The 18,490-nt window shown below is 59.7% G+C and carries 15 protein-coding genes and 1 pseudogene; 11 read left to right on the top strand and 5 right to left on the bottom strand.

Annotation, left to right across the window (positions count from 1 at the left end):
- Nucleotides 1-4: 4 nt before the first annotated feature.
- From ASC85_RS01230 to ASC85_RS01220, 4 genes and pseudogenes are all read right to left on the bottom strand, one after another.
- Nucleotides 5-1,906 (bottom strand): potassium transporter Kup, encoded by a 1,902-nt coding sequence (locus ASC85_RS01230; protein ID WP_057447915.1) that lies wholly within the window; start codon nt 1,904-1,906, stop codon nt 5-7.
- A 319-nt stretch (nt 1,907-2,225) separates the two neighbouring features.
- Nucleotides 2,226-3,551, bottom strand: a complete 1,326-nt coding sequence (locus ASC85_RS01225; RefSeq protein WP_057447914.1) for an NAD(P)/FAD-dependent oxidoreductase — start codon at nt 3,549-3,551, stop codon at nt 2,226-2,228.
- Between the two features lie 17 nt (nt 3,552-3,568).
- Nucleotides 3,569-3,679, bottom strand: a pseudogene (locus ASC85_RS31985) (haloacid dehalogenase type II); the annotation flags it as partial.
- A gap of 366 nt (nt 3,680-4,045) precedes the next feature.
- On the bottom strand, nt 4,046-5,011 hold the full coding sequence (locus tag ASC85_RS01220) for a LysR family transcriptional regulator (protein ID WP_057447913.1): 966 nt from the start codon (nt 5,009-5,011) through the stop codon (nt 4,046-4,048).
- Between the two features lie 296 nt (nt 5,012-5,307).
- On the opposite strand from ASC85_RS01220, the gene argH reads away from it, so the two are divergent.
- The 8 genes from argH to ASC85_RS01180 all read left to right on the top strand — a co-directional run bounded on the left by argH (nt 5,308) and on the right by ASC85_RS01180 (nt 13,864).
- On the top strand, nt 5,308-6,735 hold the full coding sequence (gene argH / locus ASC85_RS01215; protein ID WP_057447912.1) for an argininosuccinate lyase: 1,428 nt from the start codon (nt 5,308-5,310) through the stop codon (nt 6,733-6,735).
- A 140-nt stretch (nt 6,736-6,875) separates the two neighbouring features.
- Nucleotides 6,876-7,754 (top strand): amino acid ABC transporter permease, encoded by an 879-nt coding sequence (locus ASC85_RS01210; RefSeq protein ID WP_057447911.1) that lies wholly within the window; start codon nt 6,876-6,878, stop codon nt 7,752-7,754.
- A gap of 10 nt (nt 7,755-7,764) precedes the next feature.
- Nucleotides 7,765-8,529, top strand: coding sequence for an amino acid ABC transporter ATP-binding protein (locus tag ASC85_RS01205; protein WP_057447910.1), 765 nt, complete (start codon nt 7,765-7,767; stop codon nt 8,527-8,529).
- A gap of 39 nt (nt 8,530-8,568) precedes the next feature.
- Nucleotides 8,569-9,393 (top strand): ABC transporter substrate-binding protein, encoded by an 825-nt coding sequence (locus ASC85_RS01200; protein WP_057447909.1) that lies wholly within the window; start codon nt 8,569-8,571, stop codon nt 9,391-9,393.
- 155 nt (nt 9,394-9,548) lie between these two features.
- Nucleotides 9,549-10,397 (top strand): polysaccharide deacetylase family protein, encoded by an 849-nt coding sequence (locus tag ASC85_RS01195; protein WP_057447908.1) that lies wholly within the window; start codon nt 9,549-9,551, stop codon nt 10,395-10,397.
- Complete coding sequence (locus ASC85_RS01190) at nt 10,390-11,277, top strand: polysaccharide deacetylase family protein (protein ID WP_057447907.1); 888 nt, start codon at nt 10,390-10,392, stop codon at nt 11,275-11,277. The genes ASC85_RS01195 and ASC85_RS01190 overlap by 8 nt, the downstream gene beginning before the upstream one ends.
- Entirely contained in the window at nt 11,274-12,665 is a 1,392-nt protein-coding gene (locus tag ASC85_RS01185; protein WP_057447906.1) for an MmgE/PrpD family protein, read from the top strand. The genes ASC85_RS01190 and ASC85_RS01185 overlap by 4 nt, the downstream gene beginning before the upstream one ends.
- A 20-nt stretch (nt 12,666-12,685) precedes the next feature.
- Nucleotides 12,686-13,864: an MFS transporter gene (locus tag ASC85_RS01180; RefSeq protein ID WP_057447905.1), complete on the top strand. Its 1,179-nt coding sequence runs from the start codon at nt 12,686-12,688 to the stop codon at nt 13,862-13,864.
- Nucleotides 13,865-13,927: 63 nt separating this feature from the next.
- Here ASC85_RS01180 and ASC85_RS01175 read toward each other — a convergent pair whose 3' ends face one another.
- Complete coding sequence (locus ASC85_RS01175) at nt 13,928-14,845, bottom strand: LysR substrate-binding domain-containing protein (protein WP_014338931.1); 918 nt, start codon at nt 14,843-14,845, stop codon at nt 13,928-13,930.
- Nucleotides 14,846-15,032: 187 nt separating this feature from the next.
- On the opposite strand from ASC85_RS01175, the gene ASC85_RS01170 reads away from it, so the two are divergent.
- From ASC85_RS01170 to ASC85_RS01160, 3 genes are all read left to right on the top strand, one after another.
- A complete protein-coding gene (locus ASC85_RS01170; RefSeq protein ID WP_057447904.1) occupies nt 15,033-16,553 on the top strand; it encodes an ABC transporter substrate-binding protein in 1,521 nt (506 codons plus the stop codon).
- Between the two features lie 105 nt (nt 16,554-16,658).
- On the top strand, nt 16,659-17,576 hold the full coding sequence (locus ASC85_RS01165) for an ABC transporter permease (protein WP_057447903.1): 918 nt from the start codon (nt 16,659-16,661) through the stop codon (nt 17,574-17,576).
- A gap of 9 nt (nt 17,577-17,585) precedes the next feature.
- Nucleotides 17,586-18,488 carry an ABC transporter permease gene (locus ASC85_RS01160; protein WP_057447902.1) on the top strand — a complete coding sequence of 301 codons (903 nt, stop codon included), beginning with the start codon at nt 17,586-17,588 and terminating at the stop codon, nt 18,486-18,488.
- The last annotated feature ends 2 nt before the right edge of the window (nt 18,489-18,490 follow it).

Here is an 18,490-nt window from a genome sequence, read left to right as displayed (position 1 = left end):
TCTTTTACATCTCGACCTGTGTGCCCAGCTCTATCACCCGGTTCAACGGCAACTTGAAGTACTTCAGGTTGCTATTGGCGTTCTTCAGCAAAAATGCAAACAGCGTTTCTCGCCAACGGGCCATTCCGATGCGCTTGGTCGGGATCACCGTCTCCCGGCTGAGGAAATAGGTGGTGCGCATCGGACTGAAGTCCAGTTCAGCCAAGTGACAGAGACTCAAGGCCAAGGGGACATCGGGCTCCTCGATAAAACCAAAGTGCAGACTGACTCGGAAGAACCCTTCTCCATAGGCTTCAATCTCAAACCGTCGGTCAGCACTCACACGAGGGCTGTCTTCGGACACCACTGTGAGCAATACCACTTGCTCATGCAAAACCTGGTTATGCAGCAGGTTGTGCAGCAGTGCATGAGGAACAGCATCTGTCCTGGCCGTAAGAAACACTGCCGTACCTTGCACCCGATGGGGAGGCTGCGTGCGGATGCTGCTGATGAATAGCGGTAGAGGAAGTGCGGTTTCATCCAACCGCTCAACAATAATCTTTCTGCCCCGCTTCCAGGTCGTCATCAAAATGAACAGGCTGATGCCGGCAATCACCGGGAACGCCCCACCCTGAAAAATTTTGGGTGCATTGGCCGCGAAATACAGACCGTCTACCAGCAGGAATCCGAGCAGCATTGGGATGGCCAGCCAGCGCGGCGTTTTCCACAGGAGCAGGACGACTGCCGAGGACAAGACTGTCGTGATCAACATGGTCCCCGTCACAGCGACGCCATAAGCTGCGGCCAACGCACTGGACGACTCGAAACCAATCACCAACAGCACGACACCCACCATCAACGCCCAGTTAACCGTACCGATATAGATCTGTCCCTGTTCCTGGCTGGAGGTATGTTGGATAAACATGCGAGGGACATAACCCAACTGGATGGCCTGGCGAGTCAGGGAAAAAGCACCGGAGATCACGGCTTGAGAGGCGATGATGGTGGCGAGTGTGGAGAGCGCGACCATCGGTAACAGTGCCCATTCAGGCGCCAGTAAATAGAACGGGTTGCGCACGGTCTCCGGGTTTCCCAGGATCAGGGCGCCTTGGCCAAAGTAATTGAGCACCAAGCCGGGCAACACGAGAATGAACCAGGCGCGAGCAATGGGCTTGCGGCCAAAGTGGCCCATGTCGGCGTACAGTGCTTCAGCACCGGTCAATGCCAACACCACGGCGCCCAGAATGGCCACGCCAATCCCCGGATGCACCACAAAAAATTGCACTGCCCACGCAGGATTGAGCGCCTGCAGAACTTCCGGACGTTGCAGGATGCCGTAAATGCCGAGCGCACCCAGCACCATGAACCACAGCACCATGACCGGGCCGAACAGGATGCCGATACGCGCCGTGCCATGTTTTTGGATCAGGAACAGCGCTACCAGGATGACCACGGACAGCGGAACGACCCACTGCTCGATTCCATCGAACGCAAGCTGCAGCCCTTCGACCGCCGAGAGCACCGAGATGGCCGGGGTGATCATGCTGTCCCCGTAAAACAGTGCAGCGCCGAACAGCCCGAGCAATACCAAGACCCTGCTCATTTTGGGAAACGGCGCCGCAGCCCGACGTGCCAATGCGGTCAAGGCCATGATGCCCCCCTCGCCCTGGTTGTTGGCGCGAAGGATAAACAGCACGTACTTGATCGAGACGACCCAGATCAGTGACCAGAAGATCAACGACAGAATACCCAGTACACCGTCCTGGTTGGCCTGGACGCCGTAGTGACCGGCGAACACTTCCTTGAGTGTGTAAAGCGGGCTGGTGCCAATGTCCCCATAAACCACGCCCACCGCGGCGACGAGCAAGCCCACTCCTGATGTTTTGGTAGGGGAGTCTTCGTGGGCGGGAATCGCTGCTTCGCTCAAGGGTTGCGTCTCTCAAATTACGGGGGGAAGTGTATGCCATCCTTGAGCAATACGATTTGCCAGGGCCATTGGAAATGCAAGGCGCTTGGACGATCGGAAAATCGCGGCCAGTATCGTTGTGGGCCAAAACACCTACCGTAAAAAAACCGTAAAAATTTTACATTCCCCGTTGGTCTGTCATCGTCGTGACTGCGCGTTAACGGCAAGATCGCTCGGTTCGATCCGTTCGGTCATTGCCAGGTTAATCGCCCGTTCAACTGGCTTGGGCGGGGCAGAAAGTCGACCCTGCGCTTCAAGCTGAGCGATACACAGCCGCCAGTCAGAAGTCCGCAACTTTTCCCCAGGCCGACGTATGAAAGCGGTCCGGGTGATAAGGTCGAGGATCGACGATCGGGGTCATGCCACTGACGATGTCGGCGATCAAATGCCCCGCGCCCGGACCAATGCCGAAACCATGACCACTGAACCCGGCAGCCAATATCAGGCCTGGGAGGCTGGCCATTTCGCCGATCCCTGGTACGCCGTCAGGGGTACTGTCCACATAACCGGCCCAGGCCGCAGTGACCTGAGAGTCTTTCAACAGTGGAACCAGCTCCACCGCACGTTTATAGGTCAGCGCAACTGTCGAGGCATCAGCGGTAGGATCGAGCACGCGCATTTTCTCCATCGGCGTCGGTTGGTCCAGGCGCCAGCGTTGCCAGCTTTCATGACCTGAGCGCCAGCCTTCCAGCCCCCCTGGCGCCAGATTGCGCCATCGGCGATGAAACATTGGTAGAAATTGCGCGGAGAAACCAAGCAACTGAGGGGTGACGTCAACACGCCCCCGGCCGCTGATCGCCAGCGTATAGCTCCCGTCGGAGCGACGAGTCATGGAGGCTCCTGCCGTGTGCAATGCGCTGGGTAATTCCTGGCTTGGAGCAGAGACCGAAAGCACAGTCTGACGAACAGTGGCCTGGGGAAAGCGAATGCCATATTGGCGGCAGAACGAGGACGCCCAGGCACCCGCAGCAAGGACCGCCAAGCGGGTGCGGATAGTGCCTTTTTCGGTGACCACCGCCGACAGCCGCCCGCCTTCGGTCTCGACGCCACGGACAGCGCAGCCCTGATGTACCGTTGCGCCAAGGGCCAGGATGGCCCGAGCGACTGCCGGCGCCGCACGGGAGGGGGCGGCGATCCCATCGGTGGGGGCAAAGACCCCGCCTTTCCACTGTTTGCCGGTAGCCCTTCCCCGCTCGGCGGCTTGTTGTGCGGTCAGCATGTGCGTCGTCACATTGACGGTACGAGCAAACTCCCCCCAGCGCGCCCACCCCGCCAATTCCTTCTCGTCATTGCTCAGGTAAAGCAAGCCACACCGCGTAAAACCCGTCTGCTCACCGGTTTGCGCGCTGAACTGCTCCCACAACTCCAGGCTCTTGGTAGCCATCGGCAGCTCACGCGCGTCGCGATTTTGCTGACGGCACCATCCCCAGTTGCGACTCGATTGCTCAGCCCCTACGTGGCCTTTTTCGACCAGGGCGACCTTCATGCCGCGCTTGGCCAGATAATAGGCGGTAAAGGCTCCGATGATGCCGCCGCCAATCACGACCACGTCAGCGCTCGCCGGCAGGTTGGGGGAAGTTTCTACAAGAACTAAAGGAGCTGGCATGTTCGGGTATCCATCTAGTCTGCACAAACGCGATCAGCGAACAACTCACGCGTCAGGGCCGTCGTCCTGAAGTTGGTCAGTGTGCCGTAGGAGTCGAAGGTGATGTACTTGGGGCGAAGAAAGCTCATGAATGCGGTCCTTATTGGGCATCGAGGCGTCATGGGCTTATTACACCACCATGACACCGTGCATAAATGGTGAAAGGCCCGGGCTACGCAGTACAAATCACCGTTTAACAAGCCGGCCTCGGCAGACTTTACCAATAAGGCAGGCGCAGGCTTGCAACGCGGCAAACGCGCTTTCCAAGGCGTCAAGCAGCCGGTCGGTTTCCCTTTGTATCCAAATCAATGGCGGGCGAATTTTCAGAATGCTCGCGACGCAACAGATTGGCCCAATAGTACGGCGTTAGTATTGTTGTAAATGCTGGGGCTTTAAGCTCGGTCAATCATCCTCATTCGCCACCCGTGTCCGTTAGTGTTTAACGCGGCAAACAATCAAACCGAAGCTTTCAAATCCACGCCGAGTGCCTGGGCAAATGCCTTGACCAGGGGACTGCGCACAATGTTGTGACGCAGTATCAGACTGAACGGTGTGACGATGTTGAACAGGTCCGGGCGCACCGCGCGAAACTCGCCCCGCGCCACCATCGACGCGGCGTAATGCTGGGGCAGGAAGCCCAGGAAACGCCCCGTCTTGATCAGCAGTGCAACGGCTTCCACCTGGGTTGCCGAGGCGGAAAAGCTGTCGTAGTGGGCAAATTTCAGTTTGTCGCGATGAATCGCGTAGCGGTGGTTGATGCACTCGTAATCCTTGAGCACATTTTCCCCCATGTCCGCGTCCGCCATGGAGAACAGAGGATGGCCGAGCGCGCAATAAACCTCCGAGCGTTCTTCGTATAACGCGTAGTAATCAAACTCTTCGCGTTTCTGATAAATCGGCACAATTCCCGCCACCAATCGCCCCTCGACGACACCTCTTTCAACCTCATCAAGTTGCGTGGCCTGAAGTTGAAACCTGACCTTGGGCGATTGTTCATTCATACGTTTAAGCGCGGCAACTAACGGTGAATTGGCATCAGAGATTGTATTGTCAATAACCCCCACACCAAGATCGCCGACAAGTTCATTTTGCGCAGAACTAAGACGATCACGAAAGTTGTCGACCGAGGCAAATAAATCTATTGACGCCTGATACACCAGACGCCCTTCTTCTGTCAGGTGAAAGCCCTCTCGACCCCGCGTGCAAAGGCGCATGCCGATACGAATCTCCAGGTCGGAGATCTGTTTGCTGATGGCTGCCAGCCCCACATTCAGCTCATTTTGCGCGGCACTGAAGCCTCCTGCCTCGACCACGGCCTTGAACACCTTGAGCAGTTTGAAGTCCAGCCCACTGAGGGCTAACGGTGCCCGTTGCTGAGGTTTCGGCGGTGGGTTTCCGGAATTGGAAAGTGGGGTTTCCATAATGCTTATTTACCTCTGGCGCCCTATTCAACAATCTGTGTCCAACAACAAAAAATATAGCTGGCCTAATAATAATGAACACAGAAAAGCAGGCTTGGCAACCGTCAATAAATCCCCGGTTTCAGTGCCAAGTCACTGATCTCGAAACATTAAAAGCTGACACTTCGATCAGCTCTCGCTCCGTTGCAACTGCCCCCTTGAAAACTGCTCTGGCCTGATTTCGCTCGCCTATTTTTCAGCGACGTTTCGGTCCGGATTACCCATTTCAGTTCGCATTACCGACGAGGAAAACAACAATGTCCCAAACCACCGACCGTCTCTGGGGAGCTCGCTTCAAAAGCGGCCCTTCCGAAGCCTTGGCGGCCCTGTCCCGTTGCCCTGAACGCTACTTCCGACTCACCCCGTACGACCTGGCCGGCTCCAAGGCCCATGCCCGGGAATTGCAGCGCGCCGGGCTGCTGAGCGAGCAGGAAACCCTGACCATGCTCGACGCCCTGGAACACATCGGCGCGGACTTTCGCGCTGGCAGCATCGCCCCGACCCTGGATGACGAAGACGTCCACACCTTCATCGAGCGCCTGCTAACCGAACGTCTTGGCGCCCTGGGTGGCAAGCTGCGTGCCGGTCGTTCGCGCAACGACCAGACCGCCAACGACCTGCGGTTGTTCCTGCGTGACCACGTGCGCACCCTGGCCGTTGAAGTGCTGGGCTTGCAGCAAGCGCTGGTGGACCAGGCCGAGCAACACATCGAGAGCATCTGCCCCGGCTTCACCCACCTGCAACAGGCACAACCGATCGTGTTTGCTCATCACCTGCTGGCCCACGCCCAGTCGATGCTGCGCGACGTGCAGCGCCTGGTGGACTGGGACGTGCGTACGTCGCTGTCGCCACTGGGTGCGGCGGCCATGGCTGGCTCGGCTATCGCGCGTCTGCCTCAGCAATCGGCAAAGGAAATGGGCTACAGCGGTGTTTGCGAAAACTCCATCGACGCCGTGGCCAGCCGCGATCACGTCGCCGAGTTCCTGTTCATCGCCAGCATGCTCGGCATCAATATCTCGCGCCTGGCCGAAGAGTTTTGCCTATGGTCGTCGCGGCAGTTCCGCTGGGTCGCGCTGGATGACGCCTATGCCACCGGCAGTTCGATCATGCCGCAGAAAAAGAATCCGGACATCGCCGAACTGGCACGGGGCAAGGCGGGACGCCTGATCGGCAACCTGACCGGCCTGCTGTCCACCCTCAAATCCTTGCCACTGTCCTACAACCGCGACTTGAGCGAAGACAAGAACGGCGTGCTCGACAGCGTCGACACCCTGTTGCTGGTGCTGCCGGCCATGGCCGGAATGGTTGCGACCATGAAGGTCAACGTCGAAGAACTGCGTCGCCAGGCACCGCTGGGCTTCACCCTCGCCACCGAAGTCGCCGACTGGCTGGCGGTGCGCGGCGTGCCGTTCAAGGAAGCTCACGAGATCACCGGTGCGTTGGTCCAGGCTTGCGAGAAACACGACATCGAATTGTGGGAAGCCTCCCCCGCGCTGCTGGCGGAAATCGACCCGCGCCTCACACCGCAAGTACGCGAAAGCCTGACCCTCGAAGCCGCCATCGCTGCCCGCAGCGGCTGGGGCGGGACCGCGCCACAACAGGTGCGCGAACAGATCGGCCGGCTGAAAACCGCCCTCGCCGCCCAGCAGCAATGGACCGAGGACTATCAGGGCTTCCGCCTCTGAAGCTGCACACAAAACCTGTGGGAGCGAGCTTGCTCGCGATTACGGTTTCACCTTCAACATCAACGTGGATTGACCCACCGCTATCGCGAGCAAGCTCGCTCCCACAGCGATAGCGCCGAAACCGAGTACGGAGAACCACCATGAGCCAGACACAGGCAGAACGACTCCAGGCGGAGCGCAAGCTGGCGGAAAACCAGTTCGACATCACCCAGTACGATCATGTGCCCCGGCGCTACTACGGGCGGATCTTCTTCGCCACGGTGATCGTCATCGCACTCATCGGCCTGGTGCGCGCCTTCGCCGAAGGCAAGATCGAATGGTCGTACATCGGCCAGTTCCTGACCTCCCAGGCGATCATGTGGGGCTTGCTCAACACCATCGTCATGGCGGTGCTGGCGATGGCGCTGGGGATCGTGTTCGGCGTGATCACCGCGATCATGCGCATGTCGGCCAACCCGATCCTGCGCTATGTGGCGCTGACCTACACCTGGCTGTTTCGCGGTACGCCGCTGATCCTGCAACTGCTGCTGTGGTTCAACCTGGCGCTGATCTTCCCCACCATCGGCATTCCCGGCCTGTTCGAAATGGACACCGTGAGCCTGATGAGCCCATTCATGGCGGCCCTGCTTGGCTTGAGCATCAACCAGGGTGCCTACACTGCCGAAGTGGTGCGTGCCGGCCTGCTCTCCGTGGACACGGGGCAGTATGAAGCCGCCAAGTCGATCGGCATGCCGCGCCTGCAAGCGCTGCGTCGAATCATCCTGCCCCAGGCCATGCGCATCATCATTCCACCGGTGGGCAACGAGTTCATCGGCATGGTGAAAATGACCTCGCTGGCGAGCGTCATCCAGTACTCGGAACTGCTCTACAACGCCCAGAACATCTACTACGCCAACGCCCGCGTGATGGAGCTGCTGATCGTCGCCGGTATCTGGTACCTGGCCACCGTCACCGTCCTGTCCTTTGGTCAAAGCCGTCTGGAGCGTCGTTTCGCCCGCGGTGCCGGCAAGCGTTCTTGAGGAGCCCCACATGAGAAGCATCGTCAAGGCCGTGAGCCTGAACAAATATTACGACCAGTTCCACGCGCTCAAGGACATCGACATCGAAGTCGAGCAAGGCGAAGTGCTGTGCATCATCGGCCCGTCCGGCTCGGGCAAGAGCACCTTGCTGCGCTGCGTCAACCAACTGGAAAAAATCGACAAAGGCGGCCTGTGGGTCGACGGCGAACTGGTGGGTTACCGGATCGTCGGCAACAAGCTGCACGAACTCAACGAAACGCAGATCGCCCGTCAACGCCTGGCCACCGGCATGGTGTTCCAGCGTTTCAACCTGTTCCCGCACATGACCGTGCTGCAAAACATCATCGAAGGGCCGTGCCAGGTGCTCAAGCGTTCACCCAAAGAGGCAAATGAAGAAGCCCTGGAGCTGCTCGCCCGCGTCGGCCTGGTCGACAAGCGCAACAGCTACCCGATCGAGCTTTCGGGTGGCCAGCAGCAGCGCGTCGCCATTGCTCGTGCATTGGCCATGCGTCCCAAGCTGATGCTGTTCGATGAACCCACTTCGGCACTCGACCCGGAACTGGTCGGTGAGGTGCTGTCGGTCATGCGCGATCTGGCGCAGACCGGCATGACCATGATCGTCGTCACCCATGAACTGGGCTTCGCTCGCGAGGTTTCCAACCGCATGGTGTTCATGGACGGCGGGCAGATCGTGGAGGCTGGAAGCCCCGAAGAAATACTAATAAGTCCGCAAAACCCTCGCACCCAAAGCTTCATTTCTGCCGTTCGAACCTAGGCGCCCGTTGGCGCTCACAACACTCAAAAGAGAACGACCATGAAGAACTTCGTTATTCCAGCATTGCTCGCAGGCGTTATGGCATCCGGCTTCACCTTTGCCGCCGAGTTGCCGGCCAGCATCAAGGCCAAGGGCGAGATCGTCGTAGCGATCATGCCGAACTACCCGCCGATGGATTTCAAGGACCCGGCCACCAACACCCTCACCGGTCTGGACTATGACCTGGGCAATGCCCTGGCCGAACGCCTGGGCGTGAAGATCAAATGGCAGGAAACCGGCTTCGAACAAATGATCAACGCCCTGACCACCGACCGCGTGGACATCGTGCTGTCGGGCATGACCGACACCGCCGAACGTCAGGCCAGCGTGACCTTCATCGACTACTTCACCAGCGGTCCGCAGTTCTACACCCTGCAGAAAAACAAGGACACCAACGAGATCGTCGACCTGTGCGGCAAGAAGGTCGGCACCAGCCGCCGCACCACCTTCCCGACGGAAATCGCCGAGTGGAGCAAGGCTAACTGTGAAGCCGCCGGCAAGCCTGCGATCAATGTGATCGGCACCGAAGGCTCGGCCGATGCCCGTGCGCAACTGCGCCAGAGCCGCATCGATGCGGCCATGCAGGGCAGCGAAACCCTGCCCTACCTCAAGACCCAGGAAAAGGACATGTACAAGACCGTGGGCCTGCCGATCTCCGAGCAGTTCAGCGGGATGGGTGTGAGCAAGAAAAAACCCGAGCTCAGCGAGGCAGTGAAGGTTGCACTGCAGAGCATGATCGATGACGGCAGCTACCAGGCGATCCTGAAGAAGTGGGACTTGGAACTGGGTGCGATCAAGACCGTGACCATCAACGCCGGGAAGTAACCGCGCAGCCTCCCCTAATCCAATGTGGGAGCGGGCTTGCTCGCGAAAGCGGTGGATCAGCCGGCGCAGATGTTGAATGTGCCGGCTTCATCGCGAGCAAGCTCGCTCCCACAGGGATGTGGTTGTGTATTTGAAAGATTATTGGAGCACTACAGATGTCCTCCTCGCCCCAACCCACCTGGCCTGACAAATACAAGGCCTGTCTGGCCCTGGCCTTCGACCTCGATGGCCCGACCGGTGACGCCATGCTCAACGGCTCGATCTGGCGCAAGCCCGAGTACTTCGGTTTCGGTGGCTATGGCCCTTACCGGGCGCTACCACGCCTGCTCGATCTGCTCGACGCGTTTCGTATCCCGACGACATTCTTCGTCCCGGCCTGGGTCGTGGAGAACTGGCCGAGACAGTGCCAGGCGATTGTCGAGCGCGGGCATGAGGTGGCTTATCACGGCTACAAACACGAATCTTTTTACGCCCTGACGCTGGATCAGCAAAAAGAGGTGATGAACACCTCCCGCGAGGTGTTCTGGAAACACCTGAACATTCGCGCTGAAGGTTTTCGGACGCCGTCCGGCGACTGGCGCGCCGAAACCCCGGCAATGCTGGTGGAGGCCGGTGTTACCTACTCCAGCAGCATGCGCGGTGACGATCGACCGTACCTGGTGAACGTACCGGGGTTCGATACGCCGCTGGTGGAAATCCCTGGCCGCTGGGAAATGGACGACTACGCCTCCCTCGCCTACACCCGCGCGCCGAATTTCCCTTCCGGGCTGGACCGCACGGCCAGCTACGCGCTGACCTTGGATAACTGGTGCCGCGAGTACGACGGCGCGATGGACGAAGGGTTATGCCTGACCACCCTGTTCCACCCCAAGATTACCGGTAAGCCGGGGCGCATCCTGCTGCTGGAAAAACTCTTCGAACACATGCGCCAGCGCGACGACGTGTGGTTCGCCACCTGCCGCGACGTCGCCCAGTGGTGGCTGAAGGAGCATCACCATGGCTGATTCCACTCCCTGGCCGAAAGGCTATCGCTGCGCCGTGGTACTGACCGTCGATTACAACGACATTCACGGCATCCTGACCCAAGCCCCGGAAGTCGCCGGGCGTGACAAGACCTTGTCGGTATGGCGCTACGGTACCCAACGCGGCGTGCAGCGGTTGCTCGGCCTGTTCAAGGAACTCGGGGTCTCCAGCAGTTGGTTTGTCCCCGGTATCGTTGCACAGGAAAACCCCGAACACATTCAGGCGATCCAGGCCGACGGCCATGAAATCGCCTGCGCTGGCTATCGTCATCAGGACTACGACACGCTGGACCTGGCCGCGCAAAGCGATGACATCGCCAAGGGCTGTGAGGCCCTGGCCGGGCTGACCGGCCAGCGTCCGCTCGGCTTTCGAATCCCGGCGGGCAATGGTGCGCCGGGGTTCATCGAGGCCTTGAAAGCCCAGGGCATTCGATGGTCCTCGTCGTGGCGCGGCGATGACTTGCCATTCGCTCACCCGACGGCATCCAGCGTCATTGAACTGCCCCTGCATTATGAACTGGAAGACGAGCCTTACTTCGCCTTCAACTTGAGCCCGGCGGTACCGCCGGCGCAATCGCGGATCGCATCCTACAGCCACACCTTGGGCAACCTGCAAATGGACTTCGCCGGGTTTCATCGCTTCGGCCTGTGCTACGTGCTTCGCCTGCACCCGGAAATCATCGCCACGCCAGGACGGATAGGCGTGTTGCGCGAGTTGATCGAGGGCATTCAACAGCACGATGACGTGTGGATCGCCACGGGTGCCGAGGTCGCGCAGTGGTGGGCAGAAACCGCAACACCGGTCGCCGAGGATCATCCGGCGTCAGTTTACGAGCGGCATTATCGGGATTACGTTTTATGAGCGAACGTTTGCAACGTCTGGCGCAATTCTGTGTTGACCTGCGCTTTGAAGATTTGCCGCCTGCGTTGGTGGCGCAAGCCAAGCGGCACATTCTCGATACGTTCGGCGCAACGCTGGCCGGAGCCGATAGCGATGTCGCGCAACAGGCGCGCAAGGTGTTTGCCGGTGAAACGGGGGAGGTGTCGGTTTGGGGCACTGACCTGCAGGTAGGCGCGGCTCAGGCAGCGATGCTTAACGGTGTTGCCGCCCATGCCCTGGAGCTGGACGACACCGGTGGCTGCGATCATTCCGGTGCCGTTGTGCTGCCGGCGGTGATGGCGGCCGTTTCGCTGCTCCCGCGGCCAGTGAGTGGTCGTGAGTTCATCAGTGCCGTAGTGATCGGCTACGAAGTGGGCCGGCGGGTGCTCGAAGCATGCGGTGGCTATTCAGCCCACAACGGCGCAGGCTGGCATTCCACCGCCACCTGTGGCGTGTTCGGTGCCGCAGCAGCCAGTGCGCGGATCCTGGGCCTGGATGCGCGGCAAACCCTCGCGGCGCTAGGCATTGCCGGCAGCTTCAGCGGTGGCCTGTGGGCCTTCATCCACGACGGCTCGCAAAGCAAGAAACTGCACAGCGGACGTGCCGCAGAAGGTGGGCTACTGGCGGCGCGGTTTGCCCAACAGGGCATCAGCGGGCCGACGCAGTTGTTCGACGAGGTCTGGGGTGGTTTTCTGAAAACCCTCGCCCCGAAGACCTCCATGCCCGAAGCGCTGGATGCAGACCTCGGTGTGGTCTGGAAGCTTGCCCGTTGCTCGATCAAACCCTATGCCTCCTGCCGCGGGACCCATTCGGCCATCGACGCCCTGGGGCTGCTGCTGGATCAACTGAATGTACGGGTCGACCAGGTCGAAGACGTGCAGGTGCTACTGAGCGGGTTTCTTCACAACATGTGTGGCAGCCGGGACGTCAGCACCCTTGCCGCGGCGCAAATGAGCCTGTCGTATGCCTTGGCCGCGCGATTGGTACAAGGGCATTGTCGATTGCAGGCGTATGACGATTCACAAAGTAACGATCCGCGCATGACCCAATGGCTGTCGCGCATTCACCTTGAAGTCGACCCGCACCTGTCCGAGGATGGCGAGCCCGTGGTGACGCTGCGGACCGTGGACGGCCGGCAGGCGAGCTTGTGCGTAGAAGTGCTATTGGGCGCGCCAGGCAATCCGCTGACTGATGTGGCTCTGGAAGAGAAATTTTTCAGCCTGGCGATGCGGGTGATGCCGCGGGAACAGGCTGAAGGATTGCTGGGGCAACTGTGGCGCATTGAAGAACTGCAATCGGTACGCACACTGGATCGGTGGCTTGTCCGCGATAGCCGCGACGCGGTATTGCGGCGAACGCCAAACATCTGAATAAGGACATTTGCACCCCCGTGGCCACTTACTCGCTCGTTATCCGACGCTTGATGATCGTGTCACTGACCATCGTCGTCAGCCGCGCCATTACCAGTCCATTGCTCACGTTATTCCTGAGCAATAAGTTGGGCCTCAACCAACAGGACGTCGGCTTGCTGCTCGGTATCGCCGTGTTCATCGCCACCCTGTTGGCGCTGTATGGCGGCTATGTCATCGACCGCCTGGAAAAGCGCCGCCTGTTGATCCTGGCGATGCTCTCCAGTGCCATCGGTTTCATCCTGCTGACCTTTGCCGAAAACCTCTACCTGACCACCCTGACCGTGGTGATCACCGAGACCGCGTCGGCGCTGTTCCTTATCGGTTCGAAAACGATCCTCAGCGAAAACCTGCCCATGGGCCAACGCGCCAAGGCATTTTCCCTGCGCTACACCCTGACCAACATCGGCTATGCCACCGGCCCCATGCTCGGCGTGGTGATTGCCGGTGTCTACCCGATCGGGCCATTCCTGATCGCCGGTGGCATCGCGTTTTTCAGCATCTTCCTGATGACCGGCATCCCCAGGGATGCCGCGCCGACACCGGTCATTGGTCAACCACCCAGTTTTCTCAAGACGCTCAAGACCCTGAAAAACGACCGTACCCTGATCATGTTCACCTGCGGCTGCCTGCTCAGCACCGTGGTGCACGGACGCTTCACCCTCTACTTGTCGCAATACCTGCTGGTGACCCACGACTCCAAACGCGCGCTGGACATCATGGCCGCCCTGCTCGCCTGCAACGCCATCACCGTAATTGTGCTGCAATACCAGATCGGCCGGTTCCTCGATCGCGAGAAGCTGCGCTACTGGATTGCCGCGGGCACCAGCCTGTTCATGCTTGGCCTGATCGGCTTCAGCCTGGCGGACGACATGGTGAGCTGGTGCGTGGCGATGTTCATTTTCACCCTCGGTGAAATGATCATTTACCCGGCCGAATTCCTTTTCGTCGATACCCTGGCCCCGGAAGAACTGCGCGGCAGCTACTACGGTGCTCAAAACCTGGCAGCGCTCGGCGGCGCCCTGAGCCCGGTGATCTGCGGATACCTGCTGATGCATACTCCGGCACCGACGATGTTCTATGCGTTGAGCGCGCTGACCGCGATGGGTGGTCTGTTGTGTTTCATGAGTGGTCGCAGGATGGCTATTGTGAAAAAGTAACGTGAAGTGCCCGACCGCCATTATCTGACGCGCCCCGCCGAAGCCTCACGGAGTGCCTCTTTTTCAGAGACGCTTCGCTTTCGCCAGATCCGCAATCAGAAAATCCCTGAAGGCACACACCGCTGCCGGTAGATTGCGGCCAGCCATGCTTTGCAGTTCGATGCGGCGTGCCTGCATGCCTTCGTCAAGGATCGGCACGCATTGCAAGACCCCGTCCGCCACCTGCTTTTGCAAGGTCATTTCGCTGGCCAAGCTGATAACGCCCTCTTCGCGGACGAAGCTATAGAGGGCGGCAACGTAGTTGGTGGTCAGCACCGGGTCGAACAACAACCCCTGTACCCCGCAACAGATGTCGAACAGTTGCCGTATCGTGGTGTCGGCCTTGGGTAACGCAATGGGCCAGGGCTGCAGCTCAGCGAGGCTGACCGCTTCACGCCCGGCCAAGGGATGGGAATTGGCGACCACGGCAAAAATCGCCCCGCTCAGGACATGTTCGACCTTGATCTCCTTTTGCGGCGTCAGGCTGAAGGTCATCGCCAGATCGGCTTCGCCGGAACGCACCTTCTCGGTCGCTTCGGCAGGCGCACAGACCTCCAAGGTGAAATGAATGCCCTGATACTCACGCCGGAACGCGCTGATGCTCCTGGGCATGTATTCCAGTGCAAACCCTTCAGAGCAGGCAACGTGCACATGGCCCCGCTGCAAGCCATGCAACTCGGTGATCTCCAGCACCACCTGCTCGGCCTCAAGCTGCGACTTGCGCGCGTAGGCCGCCAGTCGCGCCCCCGCCTCGCTGAGCACCATGCCTCGGGCACGGCGCTCAAATAGGCTGGCATCCAGGGCCAACTCAAGCTTGGAAATCTGTCGGCTTACCGCTGACGCTGCAACATTGAGCCGCACCGACGCTTCGCTGATCGATCCGCACCGCGCGACTTCCAGAAAATAGCGCAACGCCGTGGATTGCACGCCATACAGCTGCATCGGAGCCCCCGAGGATTGCCTTTTCGGCAAAGCAAGTATCGAAAGATTGTGCTTGTGGCATTGATAGCCTTTCCCTACATTCGTGTCCAGACCAAAAAAAACTACGCCTGAGCTTCTCCTCCTCGTTTACCGCATTTGCGATTCGCTGCCCTTTGATTCAACCACTCTCGCCAACGGAGACGACGGCATGGGCATCAAAGGTTTCGCCTGCAGTTTTGCGCTGATGGGCCTCATCAGCAGTTTTCCGGCGCATGCCGGTAAAGCCAACGACACGCTGGTTTACGCTTCCGACAGCGAGCCTGAAAACATCAGCCCCTACCACAACGATTTACGCGAAGGGGTGATTCTCGGCCGGCTGATCTGGGACAACCTGATCTACCGCGACCCCACCAGCGGCGAATACAAACCCATGTTGGCCACCCGCTGGACACAGGTCGACGACACCACCCTCGACTTTGAGCTGCGCAAAGGCGTCACATTTCACAACGGCGACACCTTCACCGCCGACGACGTGGTGTTCACCCTCAACTACGTGGTGTCGCCCGAAGCGAAAGTCGTTACCGTGCAAAACGTAGACTGGATCAAGAGCGCCGAAAAAACCGGTGACTACAGCGTCCGCCTGCATTTGAAAAAACCTTTCCCTCCGGCACTGGAATACCTGTCCAACGCCGTTCCCATGTTTCCCAAGCAGTACTTCGAGAAGGTCGGCCTGGCCGAATTCAGCCGCAAGCCAGTGGGTACCGGGCCGTATAAAGCCGTGTCGGTGGTGGCTGGCGAAGGCGTGACCATGGAGATCAACAAGGACTACTTTCCAGACAGCCCACAAGGCAAGCCGCATATTGGCCACCTGAAGTTCCGGGTGATCCCGGATGCAGAAACCCGCCTGGCCGAGTTGATGACCGATGGTGTCGACTGGACGTGGCGTGTGACCCCGGATCAGGCAGTCGACCTTAAAGGTATGCAGAACCTGACCGTGACCAGCGGCGAAACCATGCGCATCGGTTTCCTGATTCTCGATGCTCGAGGCACCTCTACTGAAAACTCGCCGATGAAGCACCTCAAGGTGCGCCAGGCCATCAACCATGCGATCAACCGCAACGCGCTGGCCACGCAATTGGTGGGGGGCGAAGCCAAGCCCTTGCAGGTGGCCTGTTATCCAGGCCAGTTCGGCTGCGATACCACCGCGGCCACGGTCTACAACTACGACCCGGCCAAGGCCAAGGCGCTGCTCGCCGAAGCCGGTTACCCCAATGGCTTCGAGACAGAAATCTTCGCTTATCGCGACCGGGATTATGTCGAAGCCATCATCGGCAACCTGCGGGCCGTGGGCATCAACGCCAAGTTGCGCTACTTGAAGTACGCCGCCCTGCGCGATCAACAACGTGGCGGCAAGGTGCCGATGTCGTTTCAGGCCTGGGGCTCGTTCTCGATCCTCGACACCTCGGCCTCGGCCGGCACCTGGTTCAAGGGCAATCCGGACGACAACATCAAGGATCCGCAAGTCCAGAGCTGGTTGCAGACCGCTGACAACGCCCTCGACCCGCAATTGCGCAAGGACAACTACCGCAAGGCGTTGCAGCGCATCAGCGAACAGGCGTACTGGGCACCGCTGTTCAACTACTCGATGAACTACGCCTACACCTCCGAACTCGCGTTCACGTCGTACCCGGATGAGCTGCCGCGTTTCGTTCAGTCCAGCTGGAAGTAATCCGTAACCGAGCGGATTGATCGAGAGGTGCCGTGGCTTGCGAACTGACCCGCACCACGGACACCTCCCCATACCTGTCATCCATTGGATATGAGGAAACTTGCCATGCTTGGATTCCTTCTGCGCCGTCTGGGCATCGCCATTTGCGTTGCCATTACCGTGTCGGTGATCAGCTTTTCTCTTTTGCACCTGTCCGGCGACCTGGCCACGGCCATTGGCGGACCGGAAGCCACCAGCGAGCAGATCGAACAGATCCGCGTGCAGTACGGTTTGAACAAACCGCTACCGACCCAGTACTTCAACTGGCTGGGCGATTTGTTGCGGCTGGACCTGGGCAACTCGTTTTTCTTTCAGGAGTCGGTCTACAACCTCGTCGCCAGCCGCTTGCCGATTACCCTCGGGTTAGGCGCCATGGCGCTGGCTATCGCCTTGCTGGTGGCGATTCCACTGGGCGTGCTGGCCGCGGTCAAACGCGACACCTGGGTTGACCGATTGGCCTTGAGCATCGCGGTGCTGGGTCAGGCAATGCCAAGTTTCTGGTTTGCGCTGATGCTGATCGTGGTGTTTGCGGTAACGCTCAAGTGGCTGCCGGTGTCCGGCAACTCGACTCTGCTGCACTTCGTCATGCCGGCCATTGCCCTGGGCTATTACGCGACGCCGGCAATCATGCGCCTGACCCGTGCCGGCATGCTTGATGTGCTCAGTTCCGATTACATCCGCACCGCCCGCGCCAAGGGCCTGCGCCCTGCCCGCGTGTTGTTCAAGCATGCGCTGCGCAACGCCTTGATTCCGGTCGTCGCCCTGGCGGCGGTGGAATTTGGCTTCATGCTCGGCGGTTCGGTAGTGATCGAAACCGTGTTCTCCCTGCAAGGCATCGGACAACTCGGCTGGGACGCCATCGCCCGTGATGACTTTCCGGTGGTACAGGCCGTGGTCCTGCTCATCGCAGTGATCTACATCATCCTCACCTTGCTGGCCGATGTGCTCAACGCACTGCTCGACCCGCGCATTCGCGTGCGCTAGGAGGCTTACATGAGCACCCCCACTACCCTCGCGATCAATGACTACCTGCCACCCCCCAGCAGCCTGAGCCGCGTACTTGGCAAGAGCTTTCGTCATCGTGGCTTCGCCATCGGCACGGTGTTGTTGTTGATGATCTTCACCGGGGCACTCTTCGCGCCGTGGCTGGCACCTTATGACCCTTATGCGCAAGACGTGATGCTGCGTATGAAGCCGCCGGTATGGATGGCCAACGGCACCTGGGAATACATCCTGGGAACCGACAAGCTGGGCCGTGATTACCTGTCACGACTGCTCTACGGCGCACGTATTTCATTGTTCATCGGCATTGCGGCGGCGCTTATTTCCGGCTTTATCGGCACCGTCATGGGGCTGTTGGCGGGTTACTACGGCGGCAAGGTCGATGCGTTTATCAGCTACCTGATCACCACCCGGCTGGCGATGCCCGTCGTGATGGTCGCGCTGGCCTCGGCCTCGCTGATGGGTGGCTCGCTGAAAGTGGTGATTGTGCTGCTCGGCTGCCTGCTCTGGGATCGCTTCGCAGTAGTGGTCAGGGCTTCGGTGCAACAGATTCGCGATGCTGAATATGTGGCCTCGGCCCAGGCGCTGGGCTGCTCGACCCTGCGCATTCTGGTCAGTGAAATCCTGCCTAATCTGGTCGGCGCGCTGATCGTCGTCGCGACGCTGGAAATGGCCCACGCGATCCTGCTGGAGTCGGCACTGTCATTCCTCGGAGTGGGTGTGCAGCCGCCGACGCCGTCCTGGGGCTTGATGATCGCCGAAGGCAAACCCTACATGTTCTTTTCCCCGTGGGTCATCGCCATTCCCGGCGTCGCCCTGATGATTCTGGTGCTGGGCATCAACCTGGTCGGCGATGGCCTGCGCGATCTGATCCTGCCCGACGGCCGCAACTGATA

This window comes from Pseudomonas sp. Root401 (assembly GCF_001425105.1).
GTDB classification, from domain to species: domain Bacteria; phylum Pseudomonadota; class Gammaproteobacteria; order Pseudomonadales; family Pseudomonadaceae; genus Aquipseudomonas; species Aquipseudomonas brassicacearum.
This window is presented reverse-complemented; position numbering and strand designations above follow the sequence as displayed.